The organism is Streptomyces sp. A18 (assembly GCF_059026065.1).
In genome coordinates this window covers 36,906-51,978 of the sequence record NZ_JBWLKL010000016.1, presented here as the reverse complement: position 1 = coordinate 51,978, position 15,073 = coordinate 36,906, and the positions used below count along the sequence as shown (strand labels likewise).

At 69.8% G+C, this 15,073-nt stretch carries 14 protein-coding genes and 4 pseudogenes; 8 read left to right on the top strand and 10 right to left on the bottom strand.

The annotated features are described in order from the left end of the window. The first annotated feature begins 69 nt into the window (after window positions 1-69). A complete protein-coding gene (locus tag AC5P1C_RS24205) occupies window positions 70-1,089 on the top strand; it encodes an Lrp/AsnC family transcriptional regulator (protein ID WP_493868013.1) in 1,020 nt (339 codons plus the stop codon). A gap of 181 nt (window positions 1,090-1,270) precedes the next feature. Here AC5P1C_RS24205 and AC5P1C_RS24200 read toward each other — a convergent pair whose 3' ends face one another. Then, entirely contained in the window at window positions 1,271-2,503 is a 1,233-nt protein-coding gene (locus tag AC5P1C_RS24200) for an alpha/beta hydrolase family protein (protein ID WP_493868012.1), read from the bottom strand. Window positions 2,504-3,013: 510 nt separating this feature from the next. Then, the gene (locus AC5P1C_RS24195; RefSeq protein WP_493868011.1) at window positions 3,014-3,682 is read right to left on the bottom strand and encodes a DNA-binding response regulator; all 669 of its coding nucleotides are present in this window, start codon (window positions 3,680-3,682) and stop codon (window positions 3,014-3,016) included. Between the two features lie 79 nt (window positions 3,683-3,761). Here AC5P1C_RS24195 and AC5P1C_RS24190 point away from each other — a divergent pair, with 79 nt between their 5' ends. Both AC5P1C_RS24190 and AC5P1C_RS24185 read left to right on the top strand, forming a co-directional pair. Then, complete coding sequence (locus AC5P1C_RS24190; RefSeq protein WP_493868010.1) at window positions 3,762-4,637, top strand: oxidoreductase; 876 nt, start codon at window positions 3,762-3,764, stop codon at window positions 4,635-4,637. 59 nt (window positions 4,638-4,696) lie between these two features. Continuing rightward, window positions 4,697-4,954: pseudogene (locus AC5P1C_RS24185) on the top strand (hypothetical protein); the annotation flags it as partial. Window positions 4,955-5,119: 165 nt separating this feature from the next. On the opposite strand, the gene AC5P1C_RS24180 reads toward AC5P1C_RS24185, so the two are convergent. Further along, entirely contained in the window at window positions 5,120-5,479 is a 360-nt protein-coding gene (locus AC5P1C_RS24180; RefSeq protein WP_493868009.1) for an ANTAR domain-containing protein, read from the bottom strand. 450 nt (window positions 5,480-5,929) lie between these two features. Here AC5P1C_RS24180 and AC5P1C_RS24175 point away from each other — a divergent pair, with 450 nt between their 5' ends. Then, complete coding sequence (locus AC5P1C_RS24175) at window positions 5,930-6,448, top strand: DUF6417 family protein (RefSeq protein WP_493868008.1); 519 nt, start codon at window positions 5,930-5,932, stop codon at window positions 6,446-6,448. 81 nt (window positions 6,449-6,529) lie between these two features. Here AC5P1C_RS24175 and AC5P1C_RS24170 read toward each other — a convergent pair whose 3' ends face one another. From AC5P1C_RS24170 to AC5P1C_RS24150, 5 genes and pseudogenes are all read right to left on the bottom strand, one after another. After that, window positions 6,530-7,666, bottom strand: coding sequence for an LCP family protein (locus AC5P1C_RS24170; protein ID WP_493868007.1), 1,137 nt, complete (start codon window positions 7,664-7,666; stop codon window positions 6,530-6,532). Window positions 7,667-7,720: 54 nt separating this feature from the next. Next, complete coding sequence (locus AC5P1C_RS24165; protein WP_493868006.1) at window positions 7,721-8,233, bottom strand: transglycosylase SLT domain-containing protein; 513 nt, start codon at window positions 8,231-8,233, stop codon at window positions 7,721-7,723. 389 nt (window positions 8,234-8,622) lie between these two features. Then, window positions 8,623-8,881: pseudogene (locus tag AC5P1C_RS24160) on the bottom strand (helix-turn-helix domain-containing protein); the annotation flags it as partial. Between the two features lie 164 nt (window positions 8,882-9,045). Then, on the bottom strand, window positions 9,046-9,228 hold the full coding sequence (locus AC5P1C_RS24155; protein ID WP_493868005.1) for a DUF1272 domain-containing protein: 183 nt from the start codon (window positions 9,226-9,228) through the stop codon (window positions 9,046-9,048). 196 nt (window positions 9,229-9,424) lie between these two features. Continuing rightward, window positions 9,425-9,913, bottom strand: a pseudogene (locus tag AC5P1C_RS24150) (SDR family oxidoreductase); the annotation flags it as partial. A gap of 2 nt (window positions 9,914-9,915) precedes the next feature. On the opposite strand from AC5P1C_RS24150, the pseudogene AC5P1C_RS24145 reads away from it, so the two are divergent. Continuing rightward, window positions 9,916-10,230: pseudogene (locus AC5P1C_RS24145) on the top strand (Rrf2 family transcriptional regulator); the annotation flags it as partial. A gap of 427 nt (window positions 10,231-10,657) precedes the next feature. Here AC5P1C_RS24145 and AC5P1C_RS24140 read toward each other — a convergent pair. Then, window positions 10,658-11,716 carry a hypothetical protein gene (locus AC5P1C_RS24140; protein WP_493868004.1) on the bottom strand — a complete coding sequence of 353 codons (1,059 nt, stop codon included), beginning with the start codon at window positions 11,714-11,716 and terminating at the stop codon, window positions 10,658-10,660. Window positions 11,717-12,106: 390 nt separating this feature from the next. Here AC5P1C_RS24140 and AC5P1C_RS24135 point away from each other — a divergent pair, with 390 nt between their 5' ends. Both AC5P1C_RS24135 and AC5P1C_RS24130 read left to right on the top strand, forming a co-directional pair. After that, the gene (locus AC5P1C_RS24135) at window positions 12,107-12,646 is read left to right on the top strand and encodes a SigE family RNA polymerase sigma factor (protein ID WP_493868003.1); all 540 of its coding nucleotides are present in this window, start codon (window positions 12,107-12,109) and stop codon (window positions 12,644-12,646) included. Continuing rightward, on the top strand, window positions 12,639-13,274 hold the full coding sequence (locus AC5P1C_RS24130) for a hypothetical protein (protein WP_493868002.1): 636 nt from the start codon (window positions 12,639-12,641) through the stop codon (window positions 13,272-13,274). Before AC5P1C_RS24135 ends, AC5P1C_RS24130 begins: the two co-directional genes overlap by 8 nt. Window positions 13,275-13,358: 84 nt before the next feature. On the opposite strand, the gene AC5P1C_RS24125 is transcribed toward AC5P1C_RS24130, so the two are convergent. Further along, window positions 13,359-14,573 (bottom strand): amidase domain-containing protein, encoded by a 1,215-nt coding sequence (locus AC5P1C_RS24125; protein WP_493868001.1) that lies wholly within the window; start codon window positions 14,571-14,573, stop codon window positions 13,359-13,361. 191 nt (window positions 14,574-14,764) lie between these two features. Between AC5P1C_RS24125 and AC5P1C_RS24120 the strand changes: the two genes are divergently transcribed. Further along, window positions 14,765-15,073, top strand: coding sequence for a S1 RNA-binding domain-containing protein (locus AC5P1C_RS24120; protein WP_493868000.1), 309 nt, complete (start codon window positions 14,765-14,767; stop codon window positions 15,071-15,073).

Here is a 15,073-nt window from a genome sequence, read left to right as displayed (position 1 = left end):
GATCACGACTGTGTAAAATCGCCGGAATCCTTCACCAGACCGACTTCGACGCAGGATTCAGCAACCCTCATGGATACGCAGCGAGCGCACAACCTGGACGAGCTGGACCTGGCCATCGTGCACGCCCTCCAGATCCAGCCCCGGGTGTCCTGGGTGCGGATGGGCGAGGTCCTGGAGGTCGACGCGGTGACGGTCGCCCGCCGCTGGGAGCGCATGGCCCGCGCGGGGGTGGCCTGGGTCGACGGCTATCTGTCGCCCGGCCACGACGAGGGTGTCTACGCACAGGTCGAGATCGACATGGGCGGGCGGCTCAGCGAGGACACCATCGGTCAACTCGCGCGTGATCCGCACGTGTTGAGCCTCAAGCAGACCTCGGGCGGGCGTGATCTGCTCGCGATCGCCGCGGCCACCGACCTCGACGGCCTGGCCCGGCTCTCCGGCGACCGGGTGTCGCAGCTGCCCGGGGTGCGCGCCGTACGGAGCCATGTCATCACCGCGGCGCCTTTCGAGGGGGCCTCGTGGCGGCTGCGCAGCCTCACCCGGCAACAGCGCGGGGCGCTCACCGTGGAACGGCCCGCGCTGCCCGACGAACCGCTGCGGCCCCTCGACCGCCGGATCGCCCTCGCGCTCGGCGCCGACGGCAGGATGCCCCTGACCGAGCTTGCCGACACCGTCGGCGCCTCCGCCGCGACCGTCCGGCGCAGGCTGCGCGTCCTGACCGGCACCGGACGGCTCTCGCTGCGCTGCGCGCTGGCCCGGCCGCTGACCGGCTTCCCGGTCTCCGTCGTGTACTTCGGCTCGGTGCCCGCCCAGCATCTCGACGAGACGGTGAGCGCGCTGCGTACGCTGCCGGGCCTGCGGATGTGCAGCATCACGGCGGGTGCGCACAATCTGGTGCTCGACATCTGGCTGCCGACCCTGTCCGAGGTCCACACCACCGAGGCGCTGCTCAACAGCCGCCTCGCACACCTCGATCTGCGCATCACGGAGCGCGCCGTGGTGCTGCGCACGGTCAAGCACGTGGGACGGGTGCTCGACCGCAGAGGCCACAGCCTGGGGTCGGCGCCGCTCAACTACTGGGACGTGTAAAGGCGTTCATCCCTCCCCTGCCCCAGACCGAATCACGCCGCCCGTCTCCGTCGCCGATCGCAGGGCGAACAGCCGGGTGAGCGGGTGGAAGCGGTAGCGGCCCGGAGCCGGTGGCTCCAGGAACTGCACGTCGACCAGTTGCTCCAGGATCGCCTCGGTCGCCGAGGATCACAGCCGCCGGTCAGGGGGAGTGGAAGGCGACCTCCGGATTGTCCTTCGATGGGCCGTCCAGGACCGCTCGGTGCCGGGCTCGGAGCTGCTGGTCGAAGAAGGCGGTGACGTACCCGTTGGTGATCTGGCCCGAGCGCTTCCCAGACAGCGGGGCCTGGGGGTCGGTCATCCCGGCCTGTCCGCCGAGGACGGGCATGTCGGTGAAGGACAGGTGCCCGGAGTCGGCGACCGTGAGCCAGCGCTTCCAGCCGTGCAGGCGTCGCCACTCGCGCGACCAGGAGGCGTCGTCGGCGCGGGGGGTGTGACCGTTCCGGGTGCCGAGCATGAGAAGAGGGCGTCCGGTGCCGGCACCGGGGACCGGGGCGAAGAAGGTGCCGTCCAGGTTGGCCGCGGCGCGGATCCGGTGGTCGGTGCCCACGGCCACCGCCGCCGCGTTCCCGCCCAGGGAATGTCCGGCGGCACCGATCCGCCGGGTGTCGATCAGGGCGGGGTAGTCGGGGTGTCGCCCGCCGTCGATGCGGGAGCGTCCCGTCAACGCGTCGATGGCGAAGGAGATGTCCGCCGCCCGGTTCCGGGCGGCCTCGGCCAGCAGCTTGCTCTCTCCCGAGTTGCCGCGTGGCGCCTTCTCGACCTTCTCGCAGGCGACGCAGTCACGCATGCGCGAGGACTCCCCCTTGCCCGGGAACTGTGTTCCGAAGGACTCGTACGCGTGGTCGACGAGAGCCACGACGTAGCCCTGCGAGGCCAGCTTCTCCGCCAGGCCGGTCAGGGTGGCCCGGTGCAGGGTGAAGCCCGGGGAGAGGACCACGAGCGGATGCCTGCCCTTGACCGGCCTTGCGCCGGCCCTGGCGTTCGTCCGGACGGAGGCGACCTGATCGGCCTCTATCCGCTGGTCCAACTTCTGCCCCTCCAACAGAAGTCCGGCTTCCTTGACCGCCATGTACGGCGCAAGGGCGCCGCCACTGCTGCGCACGGCCGGATAGAAGACGGACACCATCAGCTCCCGGTCCCCGGCCGAGGGCACCCAGAGGTCGCGGCGGCTCTCGTCCACGAGGTGGAGGGTGTCCCGTCCGATGAGGTGGGGTCCGGACGGGCGCGGGAGGGAGAGTCCGGCCTCCCGTACCGGTGCGGAAGCAGGTCCACTCGACGACGAGCCGTCGCCGCAGGCCGTGACGGTCAGAGCGAGAGAGGCGAGGGCCGCCAGGACTGCTGCGGCCCTGCCCCGGATGCGGTTTCTGATCATGCCTGCGAGCGTAGGAATCCGGTGAGGCGCCCGGCACCGGCGAAAGTACGGAGCGCCCCTTGACTTTCGTCAATGGCCCCGCACTTCGCCCGCCGCACCGAGCCCGCGCGCCGACCTTCAGGCCGAGGTCCCAGCCGACACCTGTGGCGCCGGGGCCGCAGGTCTCCCAGAACGTCGGGTCGACGATGGCCACATGCTCCAGTTCGAAGCGGGTGCGCTCCTCGCCGTCGGGCGCCAGGCGCGCACCTCGACCTCGCTGAGTTCGCCCTCCTGGGTTCTCCCATCGTCCAGCTGACCCGCGGCAGCCGGGGCGGCTCGCAGCGGAGCACCTCGCCACCGGCGTTGGCCTCGAGCTGGTAGTGACCGCCGAGCTTCAACTCGCCCGTGACAACACGCCGGCGAGCCGCGCTGGTCCGCGACGCCGACACGGCGGCCGCAGTACTGGCCCAGCACCTCACTCGGACCGCGGCCGGACTGAACGCCGGCGCATGGCGTCGCTGCCGCGGGCCATCAGTTGCCGGTCAGACCACGCCTGCTTGCGTTGACCCCGGCCTGGAACCGTGAATCGGCTTCCAGCGCGGTCATCAACTCGGCGACCCGCCTGCGGTAGGTCCGCACGGACATGCCGACGCGGCGCGCGCCCACGGCGTCGGTGACTCCGGCCGCGAGGGCTCGCAGCACGGCGAGCGAATCCGCGTCCAGGTCCTCGGTCTCGCGCCGCAGGTAGTCCGCGACAGGGGTGCCGGCGTCCCACGTGGCGCACATCAGGGCGTGGACTCCGCCGACCAGAGCCGGTGCGGTCGTGATCGTGAACTCGCGCCCGCGGGCGCCATTGCGGCCGGCCAGGATCATCACCCGGCGGTCGACGATGATCGTCTCGTGCGGCAGGGTCGCGGCACGGACACGCACCTGCCCACCGGCGGCCGCGATGTCGAACAGGTGCAACCGCTGTTCCTCGTCCGCCAGCACGGCGGGTGTGTAGAGCTTGCGTACGACCATGCCCTCCGCGGTCCGAGGGCGCAGGCGGCCCACCATCGCCTCTCGTGCCTCGGGCCGCAACCAGGTGTGCAGGTCGTTGGCCGCGCAGAAGAACTCACGCGTCGTCTCGCCGAACAGCATGGCGGTCCGCGCGGCCAGTTCCCTCTCGCCGTGGATCGTCAGCGTGGTGTGGTCGGTCACTCCCCCAGTCTCGCTCACGCGCGTGGCAACAGGTTGCCATCCGGCCTCCGAGAGGCCGTCGAGAGGTGAGGCTGGGGACATGACCACACAGACCACGGCCGCAGCGAGCGGCCAGTTCATGCTCGGCGGCGACCGCCGCGTCAACCGTCTCGGCTTCGGCGCGATGCGCCTGGCCGCAGGCACGTTCACCGGTCCGGCACGCGACCCGCAGACCGGCGTCGCGGTGCTGCGGCAGGCGGTCGACGCGGGCGTCGACCACATCGACACGGCCGGTTTCTACGCTCGGGGCGAGGTGCATGCCAACGAACTGATCCACAGGGCTCTCGCGCCCTACCCGGCCGAGCTGTTGATCGCCACCAAGGTCGGCCCGCTGCGCGGAGCCGACGGCGTGCCCACCGGCCAGGCCGGGCCCCAGGATCTGCGCGGTCTGGTGACCGACGATCTGCGCGCCCTCGGTCTCGACCGGCTGGACCTCGTCTACCTGCGGGTCGGCGGAATGAGCGAGCCGGGCAGCGAGAGCGTGGCCGACCGGTTCGCGGCCCTGGCCGAACTGCGCGAAGAGGGTCTGATCCGCCACCTTGGAGTCAGCAACGTCGACCTGGCACAGCTCGACGAGGCGCGGGCCATCGCGCCGGTCGTCGCGGTGCAGAACCAGTACCACGTGCATCGTCCCGACGACGTCGCCGTCCTTGCCCGGTGCGCGGAACACGACATCGCGTACGTGCCGTTCTTTCCGCTCGGTGGCGGCTTCGACCCGATCGAGCACGACCGCCTCGCACAGGTCGCCGAGCGGCACGACGCGACGACCGCCCAGGTCGCCCTGGCCTGGCTGCTCGCGAGCTCACCGAACATGCTGGCCATCCCCGGAACCGGCTCCCCCACGCACCTGGCCGAGAACCTCGCCGCGGCCGGACTGCGCCTCGACGCCACCGACCTCGCCGAACTTACGGCCTGAGGGCCTGAGGGCATAACGGTCTGGCGAAGTCCACTGCGGCGATCGGTAGGGTCGCCCACATGCACGGTGCGCGAGTGGTGTTGATCGGGGGAACCTCGCATGCGGGGAAGTCGACCGTCGCTCAAGTGGTGGCGGACCGAGCCGGGTTCGAGTACCTGTCGACCGACCACCTGGCGTGGCACCCGGGACGGCCCTGGCGGACGCCGCAGTGGGAAGTGCCCGCACACGTCGCCGAGCACTACCGATCTCTCACGGTGGACGAGCTGATCTCGTCCGTTCTGGATCACTACGAACGGCTGTGGCCCCGGATCCAGGAAACAGGCTGGGCCTGGATCACATCGATACGGGCGCCGGCCGTTCTCCCGAGGACGTGGCCGGTGCGGTCCTCAGGACGGTCACCACCCGATAGGGACGAGAGGAAGAATCAGCCCGGGACGGGAGGACGATCAGCCCGTAGCTCGTCGCACGTCCCACGTCGGCGTCTATCGCTTTCGCAGTGCCTCGGCCAAAGCCTTACGGATCGGGGCGGGCAACGGCTCTCCCTCCGTGGTGGCGATCAGCTCTTCCGCCACCGCCCGCAGTTTGGTGTTGGAGTGCTGCGACACCTCGACCAGGATCTGCCACGCCTCATCCGCCGAGCAGGGCCCCAGCGTCATCAGCATGCCCCGCGCCTGGTCTATGGAGGGATGGGATTCCATGGCGCGATGCAGGTCGTTGACCTCGGTCCGCAGCGCCTTGATCTCGGCGACCTCGTCCGCACATTCGGTGTCGGGAGCCTGCTCCTCCAGGGCATGACAGGGGCTCAGTGCCGGTGTGTTCAGAGAGTCCGACGAGGAAGCCACCCGCTCACCTGCTCCGCCTCTCGACTGCTCACGCCGCCTCCCCGGTCGGGCAGGACCGCTTCTGAGGCGAGCATCGCAGATCCCACACATGCATGGCCAGAGTTCGCTGATCCCCAGCATGCGGCAGCGCCGGTGGCTGTCTGTCCCAACCGACCGGCGCCTACGTCGCACAGCGCTGTGCCTTCGCGGTGATCGGGTAGCCGGCTCAGTTGATCTGAAACAGGTCCAGGGGCCCACTGACCGCGCGCGGGTCCAGACAGGCGCGCGCTCGCGGCGCTCACCCTGATTTCGGGGGTATCCCGCCTCAACAACGCCCCTCCGGGCACGGGCGCACGCTAGCGTCGCGGCACGCACTGTTTGGTGGGAGGGGCAGAGATGCGGCGCTCGGCTGGGCATTACGCGCTGCTGCAACGCGTGGCTGACGTGCAGCGCACAACCGATGGGTGGGCCATGGCAGGGCCCGGACTTGATGAACGCTCCACGAGCCCCCTGGTGAAACTCGGTCTTGCCCGAGTGGCGCCCCACGAGGAACAGGCTGAGCTCTCGGTGAAGGCGGGCCATCCCGTCCCGTGGGCGGTACAGCTGACCCACGACGGGTGGGACGCGCTGCTCTACGCACAGGTGCGGGCCGCTCCCCCGACCGTCGAGCCTCCCGTGCCGGGTCTCCAACAGGTGGGTCTGCGCCGCTCGGAGCTCGATACCGTCAGGCGGTTCCTCGCATTGGGCGGACGACTGCTGCGGGAGCCTGCTTCGGGTCTGGAGTCGGCGGTGGACGCAGCGCGCTTCAATGCCGCGTCCAACAGGTGGGTCGTATACGTGAGCGGTGAACAGATGAAGTCGATGGCGCGCGCGTTCTTTCTGGAGCGGCTCGGTGGGTCGGCGGCCGCGGCCAACCGGTTCGCCCGGGTGTACGGGGTGAGCTACACGCCGCCGCCGCTTTCACCGGTGAAGGATCTAAAGGATCCATAGGGGCGTGGTGGCCGGGAGCCCTCAGCCGCGCGGGGCGCGACGGAGCGCGGTGATCCAGGTCGGCCTGGGCTCCCGGCTTCGTCAGGTGCCCGCGGACACCGGCGAGTCGGACTGGTCGCCGACCGAGTCCTGCGTCGCGGACTTCGGGATGGGCCGGTCTTGGCGCAGGGCGCTCCACACCTTGTGCGAGGCCTTGTCCAGCGGCAGGACCCGTCCCGCGTCCCGGGAGTCGTAGGTGACCGGCATCGTGACCATGTTGGTGCGGTCGGGGCTGATGCCCTTCAGCTCGTTGGCCAGGCCGAGGAGCTTGTCCGCGGAGGCCAGGTCCGAGTCCGCGCTGATCGTCTTGGTCGCGGTGTCCGCCAGGTCGTAGGACTTGGCGGGGCTGCCCAGCGGATCGACGGTGTCGGCGCGGTGGATCAGCGCCTTGATGAAGGCCTGCTGGAGCTGGATGCGGCCCAGGTCACTGCCGTCGCCGACGCCGTGCCGCGTCCGGACGAGCTCCAGCGCCTGCTTGCCCTTGAGCGTGTGCTTGCCCGCGTTCAGGGAGAGACCGCTGTTGGTGTCGTGGATCGCCTTGTGGGTGGTGATGTCCACGCCGCCGAGCTCATCGATGAGCTTCTGGAATCCCTTGAAGTCGACTTCGAGATAGTGGTCCATGCGGACGTCCGACATCTTCTCGACCGTCTTCACGGTGCACGCCGGTCCGCCCACTTGGTAGGACGAGTTGAACATCGCCTGCCGCGCGCCGGCCGCCTTGCCACCGTGCGGCTTGGCGCACTGGGGCCGCTCGACCATCGTGTCGCGCGGGATGCTGACGACCGAAGCCTTCTTGTGGGTCTTGTCGACGTGCAGGACCATCGCCGTGTCGGCGCGGGCGCCGCTGACGCCCTTGCCGTACTTGCCGTGGGTTCCCGCCCGGGAGTCGGACCCGAGCAGGAGGATGTTCATCGAGCCGTCTTTTTGCTCGCTCGGCCGGTCGTGCCCGAGAGCGGCGTTCATGTCCGTGCCCTGGATGTTGCCGTTGAGGTGCTGCCAGGCATAGGCGGCACCTCCGCCGCCGATCAGGACGGCTCCCAGGACGCCCCACGCGGTGTACCGCAGGGTCTTCTTCTTCGGCTTGCGCCGGGAGCGCCGTACCCGCGGGGGCCCGTAGTCGGGCACTGCGGGGCCGTCGGCCATGTGCGCCTGCTGCTCGTTCCTGCTCTCGTGCGGCATGCGCTGCCCCTTGTTTCGTCGACCGGTGTCTCAGTGGGTTCGTGGACCCGTGGCTCAGTACGCGGAGTCGACGTTGTCGATCGAGCCGTACTTGTCGGCGGCGTAGTTGGCGGCCGCGGTGATGTTGGCGACCGGGTCGGTCAGGTTATTGGGGGTGCCCGCGACGTGGTAGGCGTCAAAGGTCGGCTGGATGACCTGCAGCAGGCCCTTGGACGGGGTGCCGTTCTGCGCGTTCACGTCCCAGCCGTTCTGGGCGTTCGGGTCACCGGCGGACTCACGCATGATGTTGCGGTGCAGGCCCTCGTACGTACCGGGGATGCCCTTGGACTTCATGATGGCCAGGGATTCCTTGATCCAGCCGTCCAGGTTGTTGGCGTGGGGCTTGGCGGCGGCGGCCTGCGTGGTCTTGGCGCTCGCCGCGGTCGGCTCGGCGGCCTGGGCGGGCGAGGGGACCAGCGTGAGGGCCGCTGCGGCGGCACCGGCGGTGGCGATGCCCGCGACGGAGATCTTGCGCAGGCGGGTCGAGCGGGTGGAGCGGGCGGTGGTGGTCTGCGTGGTGATGGCCATGCGGGGGTGACTCTCCAATGCGAAGGGTGTGGGGGGGCTCGGTCGAAGCGAGCGGATTCGCCCGGTTTCGATCCCGGGCTCCCCCGGAACTTCAGCAAGGGTTAGCGGTGGCCGGAGCGGGACGCAATGATGTGACGTACTACCCCGGTACGCAGGACGGCCCTGGTCAGAGCCCCCACAACAGACGCATGGCCCTCCGCGGAGGCCTCGATGCGTCTACTACCGTCGTTAGCATGTGACGTGGCTCCTATGGGTGGGCTCACAGCCACAGACGTTTTCGGCGGGTCCACGGGGCTTGGAAATGGCGTCCGAGGGAAGACGACGGGGTTCAGGCCCACTGGATAGACCTTCTGCCTACGAACGTGCAGGTCAGGGCGGTGTAGACGCTCTTACTCCCCGGCCTGCGGGCCGATGCCGCCCCGGCGGCTCGCGGTGCAGCGGGACGGGGGCACGCCGAAGGCGCGGGTGAAGGCGGCGGTGAACGCCGCGGGAGAGGCGTAGCCGGTGCGGGCTCCGACTTCGCTGACCGACGCTGTGCGCAGCAGCGGGACGGACGGCCGCGAGCAGGCGGGCGCGGCCCCGCCAGACGGCGGGGCCGTCACCGGTCTCGGTGCGGAACCGCCGAGTGAAGGCCCGCTCGCTCATGGCCGTCAGGTCGCGGGCCACCAGGGACGGCGTCCGGCCATGCCTGGGCCTACGTCGGGCTGCTAGGCATGGTGGTGGTCGCGATGCTGCTCTTGGCCTGAGCCGGGGCGAGGGCCACAGCGGTGGGCCCGCGGCAAGGCCAGGTCGGCGACGCCGGCTCGGCGACGTCAGGTCTGAGCGCGAGTGGGACGGCTGACGAGGCGCCCGCCGCAGTTGGGGCAGACATCCTGCATGGCTTCGGCGCACGGTTCGCAGAACGTGCACTCGTAGGAGCAGATCTTGGCCGACGCGTCCCACGGCAGCGCCGCGCTCTCGCATCGCTCGCAACGAACACGCATTTCCAACGCCATGACGCCCTCCGCGCTTGACCGACCTGACTGACCCGACTGACCTGACCGACCTGCCGAACCGGCTGACCGGTGTCTGTGCCGTCATGATCTCGGGCAAGCGCACCAGGTGCGACCCGCGCGGGGGCCATGAATCGACATGATCGGGCCAAGGGGGCAGGCAGCGCCCCGGTGATCCACCCGACCGATCCGCCCGACGCTAGCGCGAGCCGCCGAGCCAGTCCTCGTAGTGGGTAGGGGCCACACGCGCGTCGGGTCCTGCGACCAGGACGTCGGCGTCGATCGCGGCGAACATGCCCGCCTCGTCGTCGGTGACGACGGTGCGGCGGTCCTCGCGGGCCGACAGCGTCAAGCGGCCGAGCTCGTCGAGCCGGTAGATGTCGGGCCCTGCGACGTCGAGCGTGCCGTTGAGCGGCTCGGCGGTGGCCACGTCGGCGAGGGCCTGGACCACCTCGGCCGTCGCGATGGGCTGGACGCGCGTGGCGGGCAGCCGGACGGTCTCGTCGTCGGAGGTCCAGGACATGACCGCGTCCATGAACTCGAAGAACTGAGTGGCACGCACGATCGAGTACGGCGTCGGCCCCTGCCGCAGCAGGTCCTCCTGGAGCGCCTTCGCGCGGTAGTAGTCCAGCTGCGGCACCTGGTCGACGCCGACGATGGAGAGGATGACCTGGTGGCGGACGCCTGCCCACGGGTGGATACGTTCTGACCCGGGCAGCCGCCGACATCACGGTCCTGGACGTGGTGGAGGCCGTCGACGGGGCGAGCCCCGCGTTCACGTGCACGGAGATCCGCCAGCGCGGCCCCTTCGGAACGCCACCCCAGGACTGCACCAAGCCGTGCCCCATCGCCCGCGCGATGTCTGCGGCCGACGCCGCCTGGCGTGCGTCGCTCCAGGCCGTCTCCATCGCCGACCTAGTCGGCTCGGTGGAGCACGACAGTGGACTCCAGGCCCTGCCAGCCATCGGCACGTGGCTCAACGCGGGGAGCGACTCCGGCAGTTGAGGCCAGTCATCGGCGCCTGAAGGCTGTGCACGCCACCGACCCGCAGATTGTCCGGCGGGCCGTACTCGCCATAGGTGCCGATGATGATGACGGAGACGGCCACACGCGAATCGGGCTGCAGGAACGTCGAAAGTACGGGCTGAAGTACGGGGCATTCACCGGGAGTTCGAGAAACTCCAGCAGGCGAAGCCTGGTCCCAGAACGCCGCTGACGCGGTCAGGAGAGGACCTCCACGTAGAACGCCAGGGAGCGCGGGGTCACAGCGCGGGGTCACAGCGCGGGGTCACAGCGCGGGGTCACAGACAGATACTCGATGGCGTGTGGGCCGGCACGGCGTCAGCCGTGGCCACCGGCCCGGCGCAGTGCTCGCGCTGGTGGACGATGTCAGTGATGTCATCGACCAGCGCGAGCATTTTGGTGACTCAGCCTAACTACGCTCGGCGGGCTCCCGGTTGGCCGCCGCCCTGAGGCCGGCGATCGTGAGCGCCACGACCAGCAGTGAGGCCAGCGTCGCGACCACCGCCGACAGGGCCGGGAGCGGGGCCGTCACCCCGTCCGGCCGCAACACATAGGCGAGCGTACGGGAGTTGACCCGGTCGTCCACGAGGTGAGCGACCGTCATCGCACCGGCCACCAAGGTGCTCGCCACGGCCACGATCGGCGACCCGCTCAGGCACAGTGCCGCACCCGCGGCGGCGCAGACTACCGAGACGCCGAGCGCGACGGGCAGACCGAAGGTGGGCGCATCCGACCAGTTGACCGGGAAATGGGCTGCCGCACAGAGCAGCAGCAGTACGCCTGCCGCGCGGCGCAACCACACCAGAGGCGTCTTGCCCTGCGCGTGCGTGGCCTCGTCGGACGGGGCGGGTGAGGGGTGGCGCACGGCCTCGGCGGGCGTCGTGACCGACGCGGCAGGGTGCTTGGCCTCGGAGCCGGCCTCAACGTTGGCTTCGGTGTCAACGTCGGGTGCGGTGTCAGTGTCGCGTTCGGTGTCGGTGTTGTCGGCGTCCTTCTGTTCCTTCAGGCTGCCGATCAGCTGCATCAGATCCTCGACGGACCTGGTCGTACCGGCGGCGTGCACCGCCTCGGCACCGCTGTGCGGGTCGTGCGGCGGGCGCGACAGGAGGTGGACGAGTCGGCTCACCTCGGGGACGGGGCGTTCCTCGGCGGCGTGCCGAATCGCCTCGTCCATGTGCTCGGTGGGGCGCGCCGGCGGGCCCAGCAGTTCCACCAGCCGGGTGACGTCGTCGACGGAGCGGGCCACGGCTGCCAGCCGGAGCACCGAGGCCGCGGTCGGGACGCCGTCAGGTGACTGCTCCAGGAGGGTGACGAGGTCGACGACGTCGTCCAGGGGCCTGGACACCACGGCGACGCGTATGAGCTCTTCCACTGCGTCGTCGTCGGGGCCGGGCACTCTCTGTACCGAGGATCCTTCGTCGGGGTCGGGCGCCGGCTTCTGCGAGGTCCCGTCGTCGACGCCGGACACGGTCCGTTCCGGAGGAACGTCGTCGGTGGCGTGGTCGACTGCCTGCGGGGACGGGCCGGCTTGTTCGCGGCCTGGGGCGCCGAGCTGCGCAGTGCCCCAGTGAACCGACGTCGAAACCAGAGGTTCGCCGGTCCCGGAAGTCTCCCCCGCGGCAGAGAATGACTCAGCGGCCATTTTCACTTCTCCATTTCAGCGGGACGGCATCGTCCCGCACGTGTACTTGTCTCCCGTTGTATGCACGCTTCCTTCGCCCCGCCACTGGAGAAACAATCCGGCTCCACGCACTCGATAGCGCCTGTCTCACCGCGGGTACGGAACCTTCCGCGGGCCCAGGGTCTCTGCAAAGGGTGGGAACCCACGCGTCGTACGACGAGCAGCGAAGGGGCGAGGATGCACTCCGGCAGGGGCGGCAGGACAGGCAGGGACGCGGCGTTCAGCGCCTTCATGGCCGCCAGGTACAACTCGCTCGTCCGCACCGCACGCCTGCTGACCGGCTCCACTCCCCGCGCGGAGGACCTCACCCAGGAGGCGCTGCTGCGCACCTACCGGGCCTGGCACCGCATCGGCAGGGAGGAGGCGGCGGAGGCATACACCCGCACGACCATGGTGCGGCTGCTGATCAAGGACAGGCGGCGGCGCTGGACCGGGGAGATCCCGGCGCCCTGGATCCCGGACGTGCCCGAACCCGGCCATGAGGAGCAGGTCGCCACCCGTGTCGCCGTACGCGAGGTGCTGTGGACACTGCCGCCGGCGCAGCGTGCCGTGCTTGTCCTGCGCTACTACCACCAGCTGTCCGAGCGGGAGACCGCCGAGGTGCTCGGCTGCTCGCCGGGCACCGTGAAGAGCCGGGCGGCGCGTGCTCTGGCCGCACTGCGCACCCAGGGGTTTCTTGTCACCGTGTCCGAGGAGAGGGGCCGTAGCGATGACTGAGGACGAACAGGTTCGGCAGTTGCTCATCGCGGTCGCCGAGCCGGACGGACCGCCACCCGCCGCCCCTGGCGCCGAGTTCACGCAACGGGCCAGGCGCAGTCTGACCCGGCGCCGTACGGCCTTCGTCGCCGCTGCCGCCGCCGTGATCACCTCTGTGGCCGTGGCCGTGCCCGTGGCCCTCGACGGGTTCCGCGACGAGGGGACGTCACCGGCGGCATCCGCCGACTGCGTGCGCGAAACGGGGCAGGACATCCGCACCCTGCGGACAGAGGGGTATCTCCCGCTGCGGGTCAGTGTGCAGAGCGACAGGCGGGTCCCGGTGGACGACGGAGTGACCCAGGGCTACGGCTTCCGGGTCAGCGCCCGGGAGAGCCTGTCGGGGAACCCGCCTCCCTCCGGCACGCTCACCGTCTCCAACCCGCTGCATCCCGAGGTGATCCCCGACGCCAAGGACCTCGTCCTGATGCTGCGCCCCGCTGAGCGCCGCGGCACCGAAGGAGAGCGGATCTTCGATGTGGCGTCGCAGAACGCCTACGCGGTCACCGGCGACGGCCGGGTGGATCTGGAGTGCGGAGGCAGCGCGACGGTGAACCAACTGCGTGCCGCGGTGACCGCCGCCTACGAATAGCGGCGGTCACCGCGGCACGGTCAGACATCCGTCACGCGCCGGTCAGGTCCCGTGGACCAGGTTCCGTAGATCAGGTTCCGTAGATCAGGTTCCGTAGGCCCAGAAGGCCTGCCCCTGCGCCGAGTCGGAGTTGAGGATGTCGATCAACGGCTTGTTCTTCTGCTCACCGCCGGGCGAACTGTGGTAGCTCAGCAGCGGCATGCCGTCGGCGTTCCAGTCGAAGGCGGTCACCATCATGGTGTGGTCGGGTACGCCCACTCCCCCGTAATTCTTGACGTCGTACTGCATCACGTCCGCGATCCGCACGTCCCAGACGTTCTTCAGGAGGTCCACGCGCTTGGACTCATTGACCGCGTAGCGCTGGAAGTTGGCCGCTCCTCCCCAGGTGTAGCTGTGCTGCGGGCGGCAGTACCACTCGCCGTCACACCAGTCCTTCCACCACCAGACGTCGTCGTTCTGGTAGAAGCCTGACTGCTCGCCCCAACCGCCGGTACGCAGCGCCCAGGAGACGAAGGTGGTGCAGTCGTCATCGTCGGGGGTGTACGGCAGCTTGTCGCGGTCCTCGAGGGCATAGCGCAGCGCCCAGTCGACCATCTTCTGGTAGTTGAGCCCGTCGGGGATCTCCTTGGTTCCGTTCCCCGCGCTCGCCTCGTCCCCCTTCGAACCGCTCTCCCTCTTGGCGTTGGCCGCCTTCCGTTGCTCCGTCGTCTTGCGCAGCCCCGTCTTGAGGACCTCCGTGGTCTTCACCGCGGTGCGCATCTGCTCGTCCGACAGCTTCTTGGGCGTGTTCATCCCGGTCGGGTCCTTGGTGACCAGAGCGGACAGCCGCCATGCGCCGTCGACGTTCGTGAAGCTCAGCTCGTGGCGTGCGCGGTAGCTGTACGGCTCCACGTCGGCCTGGGCGTAGGTGTATTCGGTCCGCTCCTCGACGCCCAGCCGTGCGGTGTCGGCGCCCTTCGCGCCCGTACGCACCTTCCCGAGCGGCACGACCTGCGTCGAAACGGCCGAGAAGCGCACACCGGTCCGTTCCGCGAGCTGCTTCTGCTGCTCGCGCGCGGTCATCCGGTCGTCACGCTCCTTGGCGAACGCGCCGGTCACATCGAGGTCGCCCGCCTTCTCCGCGGCCTTGGCCGCATCGGGCGCGGAGCCCTCCACGCGGAGCGAGTTCTCCCCCGTGAGATAGGTCTGTGCCGTCTCGACGAGCCCGTCTCGGGCTCTGTCCCCGTCGGACGGAGCGGCCCCCGCCGGCGCGGTGGCAAGAACGCCTCCCGCGAGGCCGGTGATTGCGGCGACGGTCAAGACCCGTCGCCATGCTGTGGCTTGTGTTGCCATCAGTTCCCCCTGTGGCATGGCCCCCCTGAGCGCACAACTCGCACCCAAGGGGAGCGAAACAACTGGCGTTGTGCAATGCGGCACGAACGTAGCAAGGGACAGCCACACCTTGACATGCACACCGCCAAACAGGGCTGAAATTCATCGCCCACGGCTCGATGGGCACGAGGGGGGTGTACGCACCAACAGGCCTCCGTGCACCGGATATTGATGACCCATCACGTTTGATGCCCCCGTTCCAGGCATTCGCCGACCGCGCCACGGTGGGCCGGCGGCTGGACGGACAGGTCACCCAACTGAGCCCGTTCGGCGCCTTCGTACGGATCGCCGACGGGATCGAAGGTCTGGTCCACCCGCGGGACTCGCGTGGACGCCCGTGGAGAGCCCGGAGGAGGTCGTCGCGGTGGGCGATGAGATCTTTGTGGTCGCCACCGAGATCGGCCGGGTGCGACGCAGGGTGGCCCTGA

What these genes read in the sequence shown, in the direction of transcription:
- AC5P1C_RS24200 (WP_493868012.1), bottom strand. Translation starts at nt 2,503, where the DNA reads ATGATCAGAAACCGCATCCGGGGCAGGGCCGCAGCAGTCCTGGCGGCC.
- AC5P1C_RS24135 (WP_493868003.1), top strand. Translation starts at nt 12,107, where the DNA reads ATGCACTCCGGCAGGGGCGGCAGGACAGGCAGGGACGCGGCGTTCAGC.
- AC5P1C_RS24190 (WP_493868010.1), top strand. Translation starts at nt 3,762, where the DNA reads ATGACCACACAGACCACGGCCGCAGCGAGCGGCCAGTTCATGCTCGGC.
- AC5P1C_RS24130 (WP_493868002.1), top strand. Translation starts at nt 12,639, where the DNA reads ATGACTGAGGACGAACAGGTTCGGCAGTTGCTCATCGCGGTCGCCGAG.
- AC5P1C_RS24170 (WP_493868007.1), bottom strand. Translation starts at nt 7,666, where the DNA reads ATGCCGCACGAGAGCAGGAACGAGCAGCAGGCGCACATGGCCGACGGC.
- AC5P1C_RS24205 (WP_493868013.1), top strand. Translation starts at nt 70, where the DNA reads ATGGATACGCAGCGAGCGCACAACCTGGACGAGCTGGACCTGGCCATC.
- AC5P1C_RS24175 (WP_493868008.1), top strand. Translation starts at nt 5,930, where the DNA reads ATGGCAGGGCCCGGACTTGATGAACGCTCCACGAGCCCCCTGGTGAAA.
- AC5P1C_RS24120 (WP_493868000.1), top strand. Translation starts at nt 14,765, where the DNA reads ATGGGCACGAGGGGGGTGTACGCACCAACAGGCCTCCGTGCACCGGAT.
- AC5P1C_RS24165 (WP_493868006.1), bottom strand. Translation starts at nt 8,233, where the DNA reads ATGGCCATCACCACGCAGACCACCACCGCCCGCTCCACCCGCTCGACC.
- AC5P1C_RS24155 (WP_493868005.1), bottom strand. Translation starts at nt 9,228, where the DNA reads ATGGCGTTGGAAATGCGTGTTCGTTGCGAGCGATGCGAGAGCGCGGCG.